At 37.1% G+C, this 16,789-nt stretch carries 14 protein-coding genes; 1 reads left to right on the forward strand and 13 read right to left on the reverse strand.

What is annotated here, in order from left to right:
- Positions 1–162: 162 nt before the first annotated feature.
- From ACIPKN_RS25065 to ACIPKN_RS25110, 10 genes are all read right to left on the reverse strand, one after another.
- Complete coding sequence (locus tag ACIPKN_RS25065; protein WP_142508517.1) at positions 163–1,077, reverse strand: DUF1002 domain-containing protein; 915 nt, start codon at positions 1,075–1,077, stop codon at positions 163–165.
- A 398-nt stretch (positions 1,078–1,475) separates the two neighbouring features.
- Entirely contained in the window at positions 1,476–2,333 is an 858-nt protein-coding gene (locus ACIPKN_RS25070) for a CvfB family protein (RefSeq protein WP_142508518.1), read from the reverse strand.
- Positions 2,334–2,374: 41 nt separating this feature from the next.
- Positions 2,375–2,794: a transcriptional regulator MntR gene (gene mntR, locus ACIPKN_RS25075; RefSeq protein WP_132361580.1), complete on the reverse strand. Its 420-nt coding sequence runs from the start codon at positions 2,792–2,794 to the stop codon at positions 2,375–2,377.
- Between the two features lie 574 nt (positions 2,795–3,368).
- Positions 3,369–3,668 (reverse strand): late competence development ComFB family protein, encoded by a 300-nt coding sequence (locus ACIPKN_RS25080; RefSeq protein WP_371873368.1) that lies wholly within the window; start codon positions 3,666–3,668, stop codon positions 3,369–3,371.
- Between the two features lie 169 nt (positions 3,669–3,837).
- Positions 3,838–5,964 (reverse strand): heavy metal translocating P-type ATPase, encoded by a 2,127-nt coding sequence (locus ACIPKN_RS25085; RefSeq protein ID WP_400941442.1) that lies wholly within the window; start codon positions 5,962–5,964, stop codon positions 3,838–3,840.
- Positions 5,945–6,316, reverse strand: coding sequence for an ArsR/SmtB family transcription factor (locus ACIPKN_RS25090; RefSeq protein WP_400941445.1), 372 nt, complete (start codon positions 6,314–6,316; stop codon positions 5,945–5,947). Before ACIPKN_RS25090 ends, ACIPKN_RS25085 begins: the two co-directional genes overlap by 20 nt.
- Positions 6,317–6,586: 270 nt before the next feature.
- Entirely contained in the window at positions 6,587–8,950 is a 2,364-nt protein-coding gene (locus ACIPKN_RS25095) for a penicillin acylase family protein (RefSeq protein WP_400941447.1), read from the reverse strand.
- Positions 8,951–9,088: 138 nt separating this feature from the next.
- Positions 9,089–9,844 (reverse strand): exodeoxyribonuclease III, encoded by a 756-nt coding sequence (locus tag ACIPKN_RS25100; RefSeq protein WP_400941449.1) that lies wholly within the window; start codon positions 9,842–9,844, stop codon positions 9,089–9,091.
- Between the two features lie 56 nt (positions 9,845–9,900).
- Positions 9,901–10,815: a UDP-N-acetylmuramate dehydrogenase gene (gene murB, locus ACIPKN_RS25105; protein ID WP_400941452.1), complete on the reverse strand. Its 915-nt coding sequence runs from the start codon at positions 10,813–10,815 to the stop codon at positions 9,901–9,903.
- Positions 10,816–11,034: 219 nt separating this feature from the next.
- Positions 11,035–11,340: a winged helix-turn-helix transcriptional regulator gene (locus ACIPKN_RS25110; RefSeq protein ID WP_142508525.1), complete on the reverse strand. Its 306-nt coding sequence runs from the start codon at positions 11,338–11,340 to the stop codon at positions 11,035–11,037.
- 802 nt (positions 11,341–12,142) lie between these two features.
- Between ACIPKN_RS25110 and ACIPKN_RS25115 the strand changes: the two genes are divergently transcribed.
- Positions 12,143–12,511 carry a DUF2500 domain-containing protein gene (locus ACIPKN_RS25115; RefSeq protein WP_400941455.1) on the forward strand — a complete coding sequence of 123 codons (369 nt, stop codon included), beginning with the start codon at positions 12,143–12,145 and terminating at the stop codon, positions 12,509–12,511.
- Between the two features lie 29 nt (positions 12,512–12,540).
- Here the strand turns inward: ACIPKN_RS25115 and ACIPKN_RS25120 are convergent, their stop codons facing one another.
- The 3 genes from ACIPKN_RS25120 to ACIPKN_RS25130 all read right to left on the reverse strand — a co-directional run bounded on the left by ACIPKN_RS25120 (position 12,541) and on the right by ACIPKN_RS25130 (position 16,771).
- The gene (locus tag ACIPKN_RS25120) at positions 12,541–14,895 is read right to left on the reverse strand and encodes a bifunctional 2',3'-cyclic-nucleotide 2'-phosphodiesterase/3'-nucleotidase (protein WP_400941457.1); all 2,355 of its coding nucleotides are present in this window, start codon (positions 14,893–14,895) and stop codon (positions 12,541–12,543) included.
- A 306-nt stretch (positions 14,896–15,201) separates the two neighbouring features.
- On the reverse strand, positions 15,202–15,825 hold the full coding sequence (locus ACIPKN_RS25125) for an FMN-dependent NADH-azoreductase (protein ID WP_400941460.1): 624 nt from the start codon (positions 15,823–15,825) through the stop codon (positions 15,202–15,204).
- Between the two features lie 238 nt (positions 15,826–16,063).
- On the reverse strand, positions 16,064–16,771 hold the full coding sequence (locus tag ACIPKN_RS25130) for a DsbA family oxidoreductase (RefSeq protein WP_400941462.1): 708 nt from the start codon (positions 16,769–16,771) through the stop codon (positions 16,064–16,066).
- Between the last annotated feature and the right edge of the window lie 18 nt (positions 16,772–16,789).

Here is a 16,789-nt window from a genome sequence, read left to right on the forward strand (position 1 = left end):
TAAGGCGCTTCCTGTTCAAAATCGAACAAGAAGTGCCTTATTTTTATCTGAGAAAGGTTCGCTTTTATGAAAACGTAAGTTTTTCAGTGCCCTCATGAAAATAAAAGAATCTGTTACCTTTCTCTAGTAATCAAGAGAAAGTGTTACAGATTCTTTTCTGAATTAATTAAACCATGATGCAATTGTATCCTTTAAATTAGCAAAGAAATTTTTCACACTTTCCCAGAATCCTTTATCTTCCATCAGTGATCCAAATTTATCTTTAATCGTATTGCTAATATCATCTAATTGTTTAGACCATTTACCAAAATCAATGTCTAGTTTACTAATTTTATTCATCAAATCAACTAGCAATTGACGGTCCTTGTCACTTAAATTAATTTCAAGCTTGTTTAATTGCTCTTGCACAATCTTTTCAACTTCTTCTTTACTTGCTGGCTTCGATTCTGCAATTTCTTTTTTGATTTCCGTTAGTAATTCCGCAACCTTAGCATCGTCCACGCCTGCCGATTGCGTTAGAGTAGTTGCTACTGATAGTTCATCATTTGCAACATCTGTACGATCAGTATCTAGCTTTTCACCTGTTGTTACTTCGTAAGCTTTATATATTCCCACTAGCGCTGAATGGCCTGTTACTGCCTTAGGCGCAGCCACCTGTACTATTGCATCTTCAATACCTGCAGTTAGCATGGCATTGGCATACATTTCAGAAGTAACCTGTGTAATATTTGACGGTGTAACAATTTCAATAACTAAGCCTTCTCCTGCATTTTTGCGCGTAATTTTGGCAGAAGAATACATACGAGAGCTAGAATTACTATCTTTAATATATTTAGTTAAGTCTTGACCTGAAACTGTTATTTCTTCAACTTCAGGCTCTTCATTGACTTTTAATGACTTTTTAACAGACTCTTTTTCAGTCTCGGATAAGTTTGCACCGTATACGACGATTGGTGCTCCTAGTTTTTCATCAATTGCTTTAGGTGGCGTATTATCAGCTGCAAAACTTGTTGCTGGTGCCATCACGCCAAATACTAACATAGTCGCCGTTAGTATTTTTATCCACGTGTTTTTCAAATTGTGTGACCCCTTTCGTTAGATAACTCATTTGGCCTGTATAATGTTTGCCAATCAATTCTGCCTCGGCATACTTACCGCTGTCGCGCAGTAAACATTTGCCGCTGTTGCTACAGATAAACAATGCGTCCGGATTCAGCTTTATGCTTGCAAAAAGAATTTCTTTCCGATTCCGCGACATCTGCCCGAGGCTTGACCTTCTTTCAGCAGATGTTTGACCTCACACTAAAAGAAGGTAAGTAATAATTAGTACGAAAAAAAGACGAGAAGGTTTCAAAGCAGCTCTCGTCATTTTCTTTAATTTCATCTTATAACAAAAAAACAATTGTAACTGCCCGTCACATAAAACATCTATAGCTGACGCTTTGCTTTTGCTACATAATAATTGCTGAAAGAAATTAAATTTCCTCTGTCCAACCGTCCTGCTGTTTCACCTTACCAGCTTTCATAAGCGTACCTAACGCTCGTTTAAATGCACCTTTACTCATTTTAAACATTTCTTGCACTTCATCAGGTGAGGATTTATCGCCAAATGGCATTTTGCCCCCTACCTCTTGTAGATAATTTAAAATTCTTTGTGCATCATCTGACAGACGCTCATGTTTACGTGGTAAAAGTGAACCATTCATTGAACCATCATCTTTCACATCAATAATACGAACTTCTACGTCTTGTCCAAGACGAGGTTCTGCATTACGCTCTGACTCATGAACAAAAATACGGTACGGGGTCTCCACACCTAATAAAAATGAGCCCACTGGTAATAAACGATATGGACGCGCCTTAATGTTTTTATTGTGCAATTCTTCAAATGCACCTTCATATAATTCCGAAATTTTTTCTTCAGTTGCTAAACGTCCAAATAAATCACCATTGCGATCTGTGCGTAATGTCATAAATAAATGGTCGCCTGGTGCTGGCCAAAGCTCTTTTACTGCAGGTAAATCTTCAGCTTTTACTAGCACCTCGCGTGAAGTACCGATATCTACAAAAGCCCCTTCGTGCTCGACTACTTTTAGCACACGAGCCCAGCCATATTCCCCTTGTACGAAAGCCGGAATAGCTGTTGTAGCCGCTAAATCGCCACGACGATCCGCAAATAAAAATACTTCAAGGCGGTCACCTATTGCAAGTGGCTCTGTTACCTCTGAAGCATTTAAGGGTAGTTCGTCAACTCCATTTGTTAAGATCCATTTCGATGCTTGTTGTTCTAAAACAGTTAACGTAACAACTTCACCTGATTTTAATTCGTTCATATTGTCTTCCTTTCCCTCTTACCATCATTTTCACAAAAACTTTAGAAATTATGATGTGTTCTAGATGCCTCTAGTTTTTTAACGATGTCCGGATTTTCTTCCATTACTTGCACAAGATCCGCAATTCGATCGATTGAGTTCCAACTTAAATGATGTTCAATTCCTTCAACATCATCGTAAATTCGCTCTTCATCTACACCAATGATTCGCAAAAATTGCTCTAGAAGCTCATGGCGCAGTACAAGACGTTTTCCAAGCTTTTCTCCTTTAGGCGTCAATGTAAGGCCACGGTATTTTTCATAAACTAAATAACCATCTTTATCTAATTTTTGAACCATTTTTGTAACAGAAGAAGGAAGAACAGATAATGCTTCAGCAATGTCAGACACACGAGCATACCCTTTATTTGTAATTAATAAGTATATTTGTTCGATATGGTCCTCCATACTAGGTGTTGGCATATCCTTTTCCCTCTCTTTCCTTTTCTTACTCTCTAGTTTACTACAAGCTTGCCTTAAAAGTTAACTGAAAATACATATGCCAGAAAAACAATACATGCGCAACCTAAAAAGAACCAACTTCATATGTTGGCTCCCGTGTTGTTGGAAAATTTGTGGCGATGAATATTATGGTATCTTTAAATAAGTATTGTCTTTGGCAAAGCGAGGGGTTGATTTCCGTTCCGACTGGGCGCTTTCCTGGGGGCGTCCGATGAGCCGCTTCACTCGCGTTGCTCGCTCCAGGGTCTCATCTGTGACGCTGATCCCCAAGGAGTCGCCCAGTCTCCACTACAATCAACCATTTCACATAGCGTTTATTTTCTGGCATTTTACTCTAATTTATTGAGATAAAACGAAACATTAGCAATTGGGTTATATCTGTGCGAAAGCGCAGTGGCAGCGGCAATAATAGCGGAGTCACTCTCCCACTGGAAAGTGAGTAGCCTGGAACGGAAATCACCCTCATTTAAATCATCACATCATTCACTAAGATTTCCCCGACTATTTTGTTTTTCAAAAACATGAAGAGCCAACTTCATATAGAAGTTGGCTCTTCCTTATGTCGAGGATGCTTATTTACCACATGTAATGCATGAATAATCTCTTTATTGATTCGTTCAATATTTTCAGGAGTATTCATCATTCTAAATGCTTCATCTCGGGTTTCCATAGATGTAACATACTTGCTAGGCAATGCATTTAGTGTAAGTGCCACTGTGTCAAGTTCACAGATTTCACATTTACAAAATGTTTGATATTCCGGTCCTCGTAGTAGAAAACTTACTAAACCACGTACAATTTCCTCTGTAACATTTACTAAAATAGGATCTGACATATTCAAACCTTCGCCTCATTTATATTTAATTGTTACATTATTCCTGAAACCATAATAACGTTAACGAAGCTTTTTTTCAAGAAACGCTAGTAGCATCTATATCAAAACATATTACTAGCTCCTTTGAATGATTTCATTTCCTGCACCCTTCCTTCAGGTTATATCTTATTCACCATTTCTTAGTTTTGATTAATCGCAATGAGTTAAACACAACTAGTAACGTAGCACCCATATCTGCAAAGATAGCAATCCATAATGTTAGCCATCCCGGGATAACGAGTAACAAAGCAACTAATTTTAGGGCTAAGGCAAATATAATGTTCTCTTTTATGATGCGTAATGTTTTCCTACTTAAGCCAATCGTATAAGGAAGCTTCGTTAAATCATCGCCCATTAATGCGATATCCGCAGTTTCTAGTGCTGCATCAGTGCCAGCACCTCCCATTGCAATACCGACATCGGCTGAGGCAAGTGCAGGTGCATCATTAACACCATCTCCTACCATCGCTACTGCACCATACTGTGCACGTAAATCTTTAATGGCCATTAATTTTTCTGCTGGTAATAAACTTGCTCTCACATCTGTCATATTTAAGGAAGTTGCAATTGCCTGTGCTGTTGGCTTTGCATCACCTGTTAGCATAACTTTATGTTTCACTTTTAAACCATTTAATTTATTCAACACTTCTTTACTTTCTTGACGTAATTGATCAGCAATACCAATCATCCCTATAAACTGATTATTACTAACAGCTGCTACAACTGTTTTCCCCTGTTGTTGAAGTTTTTCAACCTGTTCTTTTATCATTTCATCAACAGTCGTTAATGTAGCAATCCATTTTAAGCTTCCTACATAGATTATTTGACCGTCTACTGTTGCGTAGGCACCCTTTCCTGTTACGGATTGAAAGTCTGTTGGTATAAACTCTGTTAAATTTTCCTCATGCAATGCCTGTAAAATTGCTTTAGCTAATGGATGCTGTGATTGCTTTTCAACGGCCGCTACTAGCTGTAAAACATAATCCTTAGACATATTTTGCGATGTAAAAATATCCGTTACAGCAGGTTGACCTTTTGTAAGTGTTCCTGTCTTGTCAAATGCTATTGCTTCTATATGACCAAGTTGCTCTAAATGAATTCCGCCTTTAATAAGAACACCTTGTCTAGCTGCATTCCCGATTGCCGTAACAATAGCAACTGGTGTAGAAACGACTAATGCACATGGACAGCCTACAACAAGGACAGCTAATCCTTGGTAAATCCAATGTTGCCAATCACCTATAAATAAAGGAGGGATAACCGCTACAAGTAAAGCTACAATCATAATTGCAGGCGTGTAGTATTTCGCAAAGCGATCAACGAATTGCTGCGAAGGTGCTTTTTCTGCCTGAGCTTCTTCAACAAGATGAATGATTTTTGAAATTGTTGTGTCCTCTACTCGCTTTGTCACACGAACCTCTAGGGCACCTTCTTCATTTAATGTTCCTGCAAATACTTCGTCATCGACTGTTTTACTGACCGGAATAGATTCACCTGTAATCGCTGCCTGATTCACTGCTGACAATCCACTAACTACAATTCCGTCCATAGCAATCTTCTGACCAGGTTTAACGATTAAAATGTCACCAATCTCAATCTCCTCCGTTGGTAACTCCATCTCATGGAAATGTTCGCCATGTGCTCGCTTTATCGTTGCTGTTGGTGGAGCTATATCCATTAGCTGACGAATTGATTGACGCGCCTTATCCATTGAATACGCTTCAAGTGCTTCACTTACAGCGAATAAAAAGACAACTACAGCCGCTTCTTCCCATTCTCCTATAATGGCTGCACCGATTACCGCAATGGTCATCAGCGTCTTCATATCAAATTCAAAGCGCGCTAGATTGCGGAAACCTGTTTTAAAAATGCCAATTCCCCCAACTAGAATCGCGATAATAAACATCCCAATAGTGAGTGGCTCAGTTTCACTTCGCATTGCTCCAAACACATACCCAAGCACTATGAATAGCAAGGAGATTCCAGCTAATATATTTTCTGTTTTTCGATAAAAAGGTGTTGATTTTTCAATTGTTCTTACTGTTGATTGGGATACTTTTATGCCGTCGAAGGCACCTGCTTCTTCAAGCTGGTCAACGTCAATATTACCAATAACCATTATTTTAGAAGCACCAAAATTCACTTGTGCATCCTGGACTTCGGGAATAGCCTTCACGTTTTTTTCGAATTTTGCTGCACAGCTTGCACAGGATAAGTTTTGTAGCCTGTATTCTTGTTTAGTTGGTGTCGCTGTCATTTACAATCCCCTCTTTCACATGTTCGTAGGCAATCGTTACAATTTGATACACATGCTCATCAGCTAAAGAGTAGTACACTTGCTTTCCTTTACGATATGATTTCGCTAAATTATTATCTTTCAAATATCGTAAATGATGCGATGCTGTTGCTACTGAAGAGCCGATAATGGAAGCAACATCGCAAACACATAATTCATCTTTGACCGTTAAGGCATACGCAATTTTAAGTCTTGTTTCATCGGATAATGCCTTTAAAAATTTTGCTACTCTTGATAGATCTGGCATTTGCTGTTGTACCTTAATGACAGCTTCTTCATCAACATGTGTTATTTCACATACTTCTTTTGCCATTTTTCATCACCTCATTCAAATGTTTGTTTGATTGTTTTCAATATAACATAATATTCCATCATATTCAAACGAATATTTGAATGTAAATGATTTATATCACAGCTTTAAAAAATATCTTTATATACAAGCAAAAAATCTATCACTTCAATGTGAAAAATAAATAGTTTCAAACCCATTTAAAACAAAAAAAAATTCCTTTCTACTCGAAAATAGAAAGGAATTTTTATTGTCATAATATAAAAACGCATTAGATTCTTATAGCCTTTCATCCTATTTGGCTTTTAATCGCAACGTTTTACCTTTAATATCTTCTTTTCTCACAAACGTTTGATGATAATCTCCATTAGCCCAATCCATTACTTGATCTTGATACCAAGCTGATTTTACATGTCCACTCTGTCCGGGACCAACAATATGATAGGCTGAACTTAAATCTCCAACATCAACAACAAAGCGCCATGATGCTCCATGATTAACATTTCCAGCTAAGTCATTATCAGCAGCCTGAACAGTAACCTTTGAACCACCAATAGGAACCTTTTTAGCATTAAAATATGCTGCAAAAATCGGTGAAGCTTTACCTAATGTATGGTCAAAGGTAAGCTGATGGAAGTTACCCCATTTCCATTTCGATACGTTTTTGCCGAAGTGATTTTCTATTTGTGCGACAGTGAGCTCTAACGCCTTGTAAACTGTTGCATCCACTCCACCCTGCTCATCAATCCATATGCTATTCTTATCGGCATAAGCTGTACGTAAAAGCTGGTCTGTAATATTAAATTTCCCATACATTAAGTCATACATATCTTCTGGCATCTGATCCTTAAATAACACTTCCTGTAACTTTTCCATTAATGTATGGAACACTAATGGCGCCCCTGAATCCTTTGCATCTACCATGTCCCAATTCTCTAATAATTTAATAACATCTTTATATTTTTCATCCTGATCTTGTGTTTTTATTGATGTTAATAAATATGGTAAAAACTCACGAGCATATAGGTTATGCTGATCCATTTGTAATTTCATTATGTCTTCCACTGTTAAAGAGTCATTCGCCGCTAAAACTTCCTTAATCCGTTCATAACGATAAGGCTGTGCCCAGAAATCTGTTATATGATAAGGATATTCTTCCCCAATAACTTCATTATTCGCTGTTGCAATAAAGCCTTCATCTGGGTTTACTACAGTCGGAAGCTCATCCCACGGGATAAAGCCCTCCCACCCATAGTCACTAGAATCACCCGGTACCGGCAATTGCCCGTCCCCTTGTTTTCGAATCGGAATTTGACCATTCGCTTTATACGCAATTGTGCCATCCTTTGATGCAAAAACGAAATTTTGAGCTGGTGCCTTAAAATCCTCTAATGCTTTTTCAAATTCACTCCAGGATTTTGACTTATTAAAGCCTAACACTGCACGAAGTTCTGGCGTTGGTTGCAGTGCCGTCCACTGCATCGAAAACTGTGCTGTAGGCTCAGTATCTTTAAAAGCTAAACCTGTCATGATTGGGCCGTGACGTGTGACAACGACATTAAAATCTACCGTTTCTCCGTCCTTTACCTTTATCGGTTCATTACGCACCTCTGCTTGCTCCCACTTGCCATCATAGCGGAACTGTGTCAGATTATTCGGATTTGGTATTTCAATATATAAATCCTGTACATCAGGTCCAACATTTGTTACACCCCATGCAATGTTATCGTTGTGACCTAAAATAATGCCCGGGACACCCGCAAAGATTACGCCACTCACATTTTGCTCAGGAGATTGCAGATGCATTTGATACCAAATAGATGGTGTACTTAACCCTAAATGTGGATCATCTGCTAAAATTGGCGTACCGTTTTTTGTTTTCTTCCCCGATACAACCCAGTTATTACTGCCGTTAAATTCATTTGGCAACAGCTCTGTCTTAAAATGCCCTGCCACGGCTACGGGATTTTCTTTATTTGCCTTGATAATAGATGAAGCGTTTTCAGGATACTTTATAAATAATTCTTTAGCTTTTTCTTCACCAAAGTTTTGTAAAGCCCAATGACGGAACGCAAGCGTATTCCAATTACCGCCTAAGTCATAGGCCATATATTTACCAATAGTAAGAGAGTCCACAACGGACCATTCCTCCGGTTCGTAGCCTAGTAATGCAAATTCATAGCTTAATGTATTATTTTTCTTAGCCTGTGTAATAAAAGCATTGACGCCATCTGCAAACCACTCAAGTACCTGTCTACTTTCTGTATCATAGATAGATAATGATTTTTCAGCTGCCTCACGCAAGCTAAACGTTCGGAAATGTTTGTCAGTATCAATAGTTGCCTCACCGATTATTTCCGACAAACGACCACTTGCTTGTCTTCGCGCTAAATCCATTTGAAACAGTCGATCTTGCGCTTGAACATAGCCTTGTGCACGATACAAATCTGCATCTGTCTTTGCAAAAATATGAGGGATACCCTTGTCATCCCTTGTGACAGTTACATCTTCATCTAGCACGTTCAACGAAAGCTCTCCAGCAATTACTGGTTTTGATTTATTCATAAACCATGTAAATCCAATAAATGCGACAATAGCTACTACAGCTAAAAATCCCGCTATAGCCAGTAGCCACTTTTTCCACGTAAACTTTCTCATATCCCGACCCCCTTTTTGCAATATATTCTTTTGCCCGCTTTCAAATCCTTTTAAAATAACTTCTTTCAGCGGGTGTCATTAATTGCGTTGCAGTATAAAAAAATCGTATCTCCTTTTAGAAAATACGATTCTTAAAAACTAGTTATTTAGCTGTAATTCAATCGGACAATGATCACTACCCATAATATGTGAATGAATGCTAGCCTCATTTATGTTGTTCTTTAGTCTCTCAGAAACAATAAAGTAGTCAATACGCCATCCGATATTACGCTCGCGTACTTTATTCATATAAGACCACCATGTATAGTGATCCGTTGTATCTGGATACATGTAGCGGAATGAATCTACAAAACCACTTGCCAATAGCTCCGTCATTTTTTCACGTTCTTCATATGTAAAACCTGAATTACCAACATTAGACTTCGCATTTTTTAAATCAATGTCCATATGTGCAACGTTTAAATCACCGCAGTAGACTATAGGCTTCTTAGAATCTAACTCTTTTAAATATAACGCTAATCGATCCTCCCATTCTAAACGAAGAGGTAGTCTAGCTAAATCACGCTGTGAATTCGGGGTATAAACATTCACTAAGTAAAAATCTTCATACTCTAGTGTAATAATTCTCCCCTCTCCCTGCGATTCATCGTCACCAACACCATAACGTACTGCAAGTGGGGTATGTTTTGTAAAGATGGCTGTACCTGAATAACCTTTCTTCTCTGCATAATTCCAATATTGCTCATATCCCTCAAGAGGAATCTCCACTTGTTCAGCCTGACACTTTGTTTCTTGAATACAGAAAAAATCTGCATCTACATGATTGAAGAAATCTAAAAACCCTTTACCTAAGCAGGCTCTAATTCCATTAACATTCCATGATATAAACTTCATTTTCTGTTTCACTCCTCATAAAAACGCCCTCCACCATTAGCGAAGGGCGTAGTATCCTATAAGTCGTCACCAACGATTTTTACTTCTGTTTCTAAGTCGATGCCAAACTTTTCTTTCACTACTCGTTGTACCATTTGGATTGTTGCAATATAGTCAGTAGCCGTCGCATTACCTTTATTAACAATAAAGCCTGCATGCTTCGTTGATACTTCTGCATCACCTACGCCTTTTCCTTGTAAGCCACTATCTTGAATAAGCTTGCCAGCAAAGTGACCTGGTGGGCGCTTAAAAACACTTCCTGCAGATGGGTATTCTAACGGTTGCTTAGATTCTCGCTGAAACGTTAAATCAGCAATTTTTGCATCAATTTCTTCCTGTACACCTTTTGCTAATTGAAATTCGGATGATATTACATAATACCCCTTCTTGGCAATGATACTACGACGATAACTAAGTTCAAGTTCATCTTTCGATAATATTAAAATTTCGCCTTCTTTTGTTAATACTTTCGAAGAAATAATAATATCCTTAATTTCACCGCCATATGCACCTGCATTCATTGCCATAGCTCCACCAACTGAACCAGGAATACCACATGCAAATTCAAAACCTGTTAAAGATGCTGCCGCAGCCAGTTTCGATACATCCTTAATAAGCGCACCGCTTTGCGCGTAAACATGGTCGCCATTAATGCGAATCTCATCTAAAAATGAAAATGTTACAACGATCCCTCGTTGACCGCCATCACGAACGACCATATTAGATCCATTACCTAACATTAATAAAGGTATATTATTCTTATGGGCATAGCGAATAACTGTCGCTGCCTCTTCCTCTGTTTCAACGAGAACGAAAACATCCGCTTTACCGCCTAATTTTGTCATAGTATATTGTTGTAATGATTCATCTAACTTAATATTGGCCGGATTAACGCTCTGTGCTAAATCCGCTGCCCATTGTTCTTTTGTCATGAGAGCTAATTCCTTTCTAACGTCCTTCTTACTCTACACTAGTATGGATTTAGAACCCCAATTTGACAAGTAAAATGAAGGTTATTTTTTTCTCGCCTTAACGGGTAGCGAGAGTCCCAGCAGAGATGATGAATAGGATAAAGAAAATTCATAGTCATTAGTATTACATATGTCCAATGTTTATCTATCCATCAGAAATTTCGAGATTGACTTCACAATTTAAAGCCAACTAGATGCCCATGATTCGATATTACGAATTGCTCCTTCTAATGCCCAACCTTTATCCGTCAAAGAATACTCAACACGTACCGGTACCTCTGAATATACTTTTCGTTCTACAAGCCCTTCTTTTTCTAGCTCTTTTAAACGTTCGGATAATAAACGACCGCTTACAGGTAATGAAGACTCTATCTCATTGAAGCGCTGTGGTCCGTCTAATAATTGATATAAAATTAGCCCTGTCCAGCGCTTCCCAATTAAATCCATTGCTTTAGCTAAACGCGGACATAAATTTGACTCATTCATTTTTTTCACCTCTTATGTACTCTATTGTAACGATTATTTTTAAAAAAGTAAATTTAAAGTAACTTATTTACTAACGATAATTTGTTTACTTTTTTTAATTTAATTACTAATTGTAACTTATGAGCATTTTTGGATTTGATTTAGATTCAACGTTAAAGTAGGTAACTACTACCTTATCTAACTTTGTCCTTATAACTAATGATGCCATAGAAATTAGCCATGACCGTTCGATTAGAGGAGAGTAAGGGTCGTTTAATATTTGCATTGAAAATGGCAACTTACTTCTATATAGATGCGCATGATTTTATTATTATGACTCCTTCCATTGTTGTAACCCTTTGTAAAGAAAAGGTAACGTACGGTTCAGATGTTATATTAACAAAACTGTCATACGGTTTAAGGTTTCATTTTAAACATTCACAAAATGAACTTTTATCAATGTAATATTCTCTCATTTTTTCTAAAAACTCATTGAATATCCGAATTGTTTATTTTATCATTCTTGTAAGATATTGGTTTAACCGTCTTTTCTAACGATGATCTTAGTCATTCAACTATTGGCTTTTCTGTACGACATATGAGGATATACATATATTGAAAAACTAGAAGATAAGAAGTTTGCTATATATGGAGATTTAACTAATCAATTATGCCTCGGCATAATTGTAGCTGTCGCTTTGCTTTCGCTACAGATAAACAATTCGTCCGGAATCGGCTTTATGCTTGATTCCTTTCTGAATTCCGTGACATCCGCCTTTATAACGACTTCAGGCACAATATTTCATAGATTGGAGGCCATTTTATGGTTGGGTTTGATGAATTCACTTTTGTACCTAGTATTATTTCAATAATGTTTTTTATCGTGTTCGGTATTATAGCATTTACTATTATTAAAAATATCTTACAATGGACGAAAAACAACAATGAACCATTATTAACAGTACCCGCTAAAGTCGTAACAAAACGTTCGAATACTAGTGGAGGTTCTGGTAACTCTAGTGCCTATACATCGTACTATGTAACGTTCGAAGTACAAAGTGGCGATCGTCTAGAATTAAAAATGAATGGTCGTGATTATGGACAGCTTGCAGAAGATGATTTTGGCTTATTATCATTTCAAGGAACACGTTATCATGCATTTGAGCGACAAAAAAAGGAGAGTAGCGTTTAACAACGCACTCTCCTTTTAACATTTCATTATTACTTAATTAAATATTTACCAAAGCCGCCTTCTGTATCTCCTAAATATTCGATATTACTACCTGCAGGAATGGCTTTTTGTGCATCCTTAGCAGAGTTGTAAATTATTTTTGTATTGGCTGGGAATGGTACAAATGACCAGTTGTTATCCGCAGCAGGATTAATTGTTTTATTTTCCATAACGTAATCAATGACAGCTTGACGGTTTTCATAAGCATAGTTTGTTATATTAGAGCCATCTGTATTTTTAAATGTGGTACCATAAGAACCACCCACGCGGTAATTGTTCGTAATGATGATAAATTCTTGATTTAAATCGATTGGTTTACCGTTGTATTGTACGTTTTTAATACGATTTGCTTTTTTATCTACCAGAATACCTCGACTATCATATTTCGCCGGAGATGTTATATCGATTTGATAGGTTAAACCATCTAATACGTCAAAATTGTAAGAACGTGCTTCTGGGTCAATAATATTTTGCTCTTCCGTTTTATTTGGATCAATTGTTGCAAAAATACCAGCAGCCATTTCTAACCATTCAATTGCTTGTGCACCTGTTACTTTAATCGTTGCAACAGTATTATCGTAATAATAGATGTCTGCCATATTTTTAATCGCAAGCGGACCTACAGGAATGTTTGTGTAATCTGTAGGGTTATTACGAGAGCCTGCCTTGAAAGGGGCACCAGCAGAAAGTATTGGTGTGTTTTCATCAACAGTACCTTTTAACTCTTTTTCAATAAACCATTTTTGAGCTTGTGTCACAATTTGAATAGAAGGATCATCTTGAACCATCGAGAAGTAGCTTTGGATTGGTGCAGTTGTCTCACCAACAGGCTGACGTATATACTTCAACGTACCTTCATGCGCTTCTTTAATTACATTTAAAACTGTTTTAGATGGTTGTAAGCCTTCTTGTTTAATAGAACGGATAGAGCCTTGCCCATTCACTACACCCCATTTAGAGCCTTGTTGTTCTAGTTTTAAATCAATGACTCCAAGATAGCTACCATAGCTTCCTGCCATTACAGTAGGTACTCCGTTAATTGTCCCTTTTTCTTGATCAACATTTTTAAGATTTTTATAGTCACCTGGAAATGTTAAATGAGAGTGACCTGTAATTAAAGCGTCTACCCCTTCAATCTCAGAAATTTGGTATCCTACGTTCTCGTTACCTTTTACGTAAGTATCCTCACCAATACCTGAGTGTGAAAGTACCACAATTACGTCTGCACCTGCTTTTTGCATTGCTGGTACAACCTCTTTCACCGCTTCAACTGGTTCTTGCATTTCAACTTTGCCTGCTAAATGAATAGCATCCCATTCAACAATTTTAGTAGGTACGATACCTGTAACGCCAACTTTAAGTGTGTGCTTTTTACCTTTATTGTCGACAACCTCTTTATCAAGAATTACATAAGGTGTATACATACGCTCTTTTGTTTTAGCGTCGTAGGTGTTTGCATTTACGACTGGATATTTTGCATCATTTAATACTTCATCTAAAAACTCTAAACCATAGTTGAACTCATGGTTCCCTAAAGTTCCACCATCATATTTCAGTGCATTTAGTGCTGCAATCGCTGGATGAACTTCACCTGGCTTTAAAACGCTCTCCAACGCTTTATAAGATCCTAGTGGCGTTCCTTGAATTAAATCGCCATTATCAAATAATAATGTGTTTGGATTCTCAGCACGGGCTTGTTCAATTAATGTTGCTGTGTTTGCTAAACCTATATCAGCTGATTCAGTATCTAAGAAATAATTATAATTTGCAAGGTTTGTATGAATATCTGTTGTTCCTAAAATTTGAAGATCTACTTTAGTTGTAGGTAATTTGTATTCGGCTACAAAGCGTTCAATAATACTTTGCATTTGCTCAGTTGTTACATAATCATCAGGACGAATTGTGTTATCTTCAAAGCCTTGTAATATGTTTGCAGCAACGGCATTTGCTATATCTTGCTTATGTGTTGTTGCAACTTGATCTGCATCTTTAAACTGATCTAATACAGAAAGCGGAGCGTTTTCATTGACTAATCCACGAGCAGAAATAACAAATGCTTGTTGACGTGTCAATTTATCATTTGGACCAAACAATGTCGCAGTTTTACCTTTAATAAGCTTCAATTCTACTGCTTTTTCTACATACGGGGCTAAATCCTTAGAGACGTCAGTAAAGGCAATTTTGGAACCATCACCTAGCTCTACATTTAAGCTTTCTACTAATTCTTTCACATAATCCCCGCGTGTTACATCGTTTGATGCAGCATTTGCGGATAGTCCAAATGGTAAGACCGTGAATAGAACAAGTAACATAGCCAAGAATTTAGTAATTAATTTCTTATTCATGAAAAACCCTCCTTAAAACTCTAATATTTTCCTACGATTCCTATTATATTATACTAATTACTTTATTAACTGAACGAATAGTCCTAATTGTATGTATTTTTAACCAAATAACAAAACACTTTACTCAAAAACGATAGATTAATATCATTTCATTTTTATTTCACACAATGTGATGTTATTAAATGTAAATCTACAATAAGCGCATACTATCAATATTTTAGACCTCTTCATCATTACCATACCTCTAAGAAAGCAATAAAAAAAGTCCTCTCAATTTAGAGAGAACTTTTATTAAAAATTACTTTATTATGCATTTACAGTTTGTAAAGATTGAGCTACTTTTTTAACCGCTTCTAGGCCATTTGCAATAATTTCTTGTGCTTTATCTTGTGACGCGTTATGACCTTCAATGATAACCTCTTCGATAATTTCCATACCGAACATGCCAACAACATTTTTAATGTAGTTAACTGACATTTCCATTGGTTGTGCTTCAGGTGCAGAATAGTAACCACCACGAGCATTTAAAATAACTACTTTTTTGTCAGTCATTAAGCCTTCTAATTGACCGTTTTCATTATATTTAAATGTATAACCAGCTTGGAATACATAGTCAATGAAAGTTTGTAATTTCGCTGGGATTGTTAAGTTCCAAAGTGGGAAAGCAAATACAACAACATCAGCTGCAGTTAAAGCATCCATAGCTTTTTGTTTTGCTGCTAAAAGACGTGATTCAATGTCAGTTAACGCTTCACCGCTTTGAACTTTACCAAAAGCATTGAAAAGATCTTGACCGAAATAAGGCATATCTTCTGCAAATACGTCAAAAGTCGTTACATTTACACCTTCTACATTTTCCATAAATGTGTCAAACATTTTTGTTGAAATACCATCTGGTCGGTTGTTAGCTTTTACTACTAATACATTCATTATATAAATTCTCCCTTAAAACCAAAGTTTAATATCTCGAATTCAAGATATATAAGTATATTAAAAAAATTTACGAAAAAAGTCAACGTTAGTAAACTCAGACTTTTGACCGAAATATAGTTGATTCAATATTTACACCATAACGTAAAGTTGATTTCCATTCCAACTGGGCGCTTTGTTGCTATCGCTTCGCTTTCGCACAGAAAAAAACATTTGTTGTTACCTTTCTCCATCAGAATTAAAACTTACAACTATCATCGGTACATACTCCCCCATCTTCTGAGCCTGCCATCTTTAATCCTGGTAGTAAGCCCTCTTCCTCAGCAACTTTACGTAAAGTTTCTTCAAATACTTCTTGAGGTTGTGCCCCAGAAATACCATACTTACGATTTAACACAAAGAACGGTACCCCCCTTACGCCAAGCTGTAGCCCTTCTTGTATATCAGTCTCTACGTCTATTTCAAAATCATCGTTAGATAGAACCTTTGCAACTTCTTCACGGTTCAGACCTACTTGCTCAGCAATATCGATTAATACATCATCCTGACCAATACGCTTTTCTTCAATAAAATAACTGTATAATAGTGCTTCGACAAGTGCTGTAATATCGCCTTGTTGTTGTGCCCATTTTACTAGACGATGCGCTTTTAATGTATTTTCCTCCATTGAATTATCAAAGTTAAAATCTAGACCAACTTCTTTAGCGCGAGCAGCAACACCTTGCGTCATTTCCTTCGCTTTTTCTAGCGACATTCCATACTTTTTCGCCAATGCTTCATACGTAGACACATTCGTATCCACGGGTGTTGTTGAGTCAAGTTGATAGCTTTTATAAACGAGCTCTACCTGCCCTGCAAAACCCGTATCCTGAATCGCCTGCTCTAGTTGCTTTTTACCAATATAACAAAATGGACATACATAATCTGACCAGATTTCAATTTTCATAAGTAGTCACGCTCCTTT

This window comes from Lysinibacillus sp. NPDC086135 (assembly GCF_044746345.1).
Classification (GTDB): domain Bacteria; phylum Bacillota; class Bacilli; order Bacillales_A; family Planococcaceae; genus Lysinibacillus.

What these genes read in the sequence shown, in the direction of transcription:
- ACIPKN_RS25070 (WP_142508518.1), bottom strand. Translation starts at nt 2,333, where the DNA reads ATGAACGAATTAAAATCAGGTGAAGTTGTTACGTTAACTGTTTTAGAA.
- mntR (WP_132361580.1), bottom strand. Translation starts at nt 2,794, where the DNA reads ATGCCAACACCTAGTATGGAGGACCATATCGAACAAATATACTTATTA.
- ACIPKN_RS25080 (WP_371873368.1), bottom strand. Translation starts at nt 3,668, where the DNA reads ATGTCAGATCCTATTTTAGTAAATGTTACAGAGGAAATTGTACGTGGT.
- ACIPKN_RS25085 (WP_400941442.1), bottom strand. Translation starts at nt 5,964, where the DNA reads ATGACAGCGACACCAACTAAACAAGAATACAGGCTACAAAACTTATCC.
- ACIPKN_RS25090 (WP_400941445.1), bottom strand. Translation starts at nt 6,316, where the DNA reads ATGGCAAAAGAAGTATGTGAAATAACACATGTTGATGAAGAAGCTGTC.
- ACIPKN_RS25095 (WP_400941447.1), bottom strand. Translation starts at nt 8,950, where the DNA reads ATGAGAAAGTTTACGTGGAAAAAGTGGCTACTGGCTATAGCGGGATTT.
- ACIPKN_RS25100 (WP_400941449.1), bottom strand. Translation starts at nt 9,844, where the DNA reads ATGAAGTTTATATCATGGAATGTTAATGGAATTAGAGCCTGCTTAGGT.
- murB (WP_400941452.1), bottom strand. Translation starts at nt 10,815, where the DNA reads ATGACAAAAGAACAATGGGCAGCGGATTTAGCACAGAGCGTTAATCCG.
- ACIPKN_RS25110 (WP_142508525.1), bottom strand. Translation starts at nt 11,340, where the DNA reads ATGAATGAGTCAAATTTATGTCCGCGTTTAGCTAAAGCAATGGATTTA.
- ACIPKN_RS25115 (WP_400941455.1), top strand. Translation starts at nt 12,143, where the DNA reads ATGGTTGGGTTTGATGAATTCACTTTTGTACCTAGTATTATTTCAATA.
- ACIPKN_RS25120 (WP_400941457.1), bottom strand. Translation starts at nt 14,895, where the DNA reads ATGAATAAGAAATTAATTACTAAATTCTTGGCTATGTTACTTGTTCTA.
- ACIPKN_RS25125 (WP_400941460.1), bottom strand. Translation starts at nt 15,825, where the DNA reads ATGAATGTATTAGTAGTAAAAGCTAACAACCGACCAGATGGTATTTCA.
- ACIPKN_RS25130 (WP_400941462.1), bottom strand. Translation starts at nt 16,771, where the DNA reads ATGAAAATTGAAATCTGGTCAGATTATGTATGTCCATTTTGTTATATT.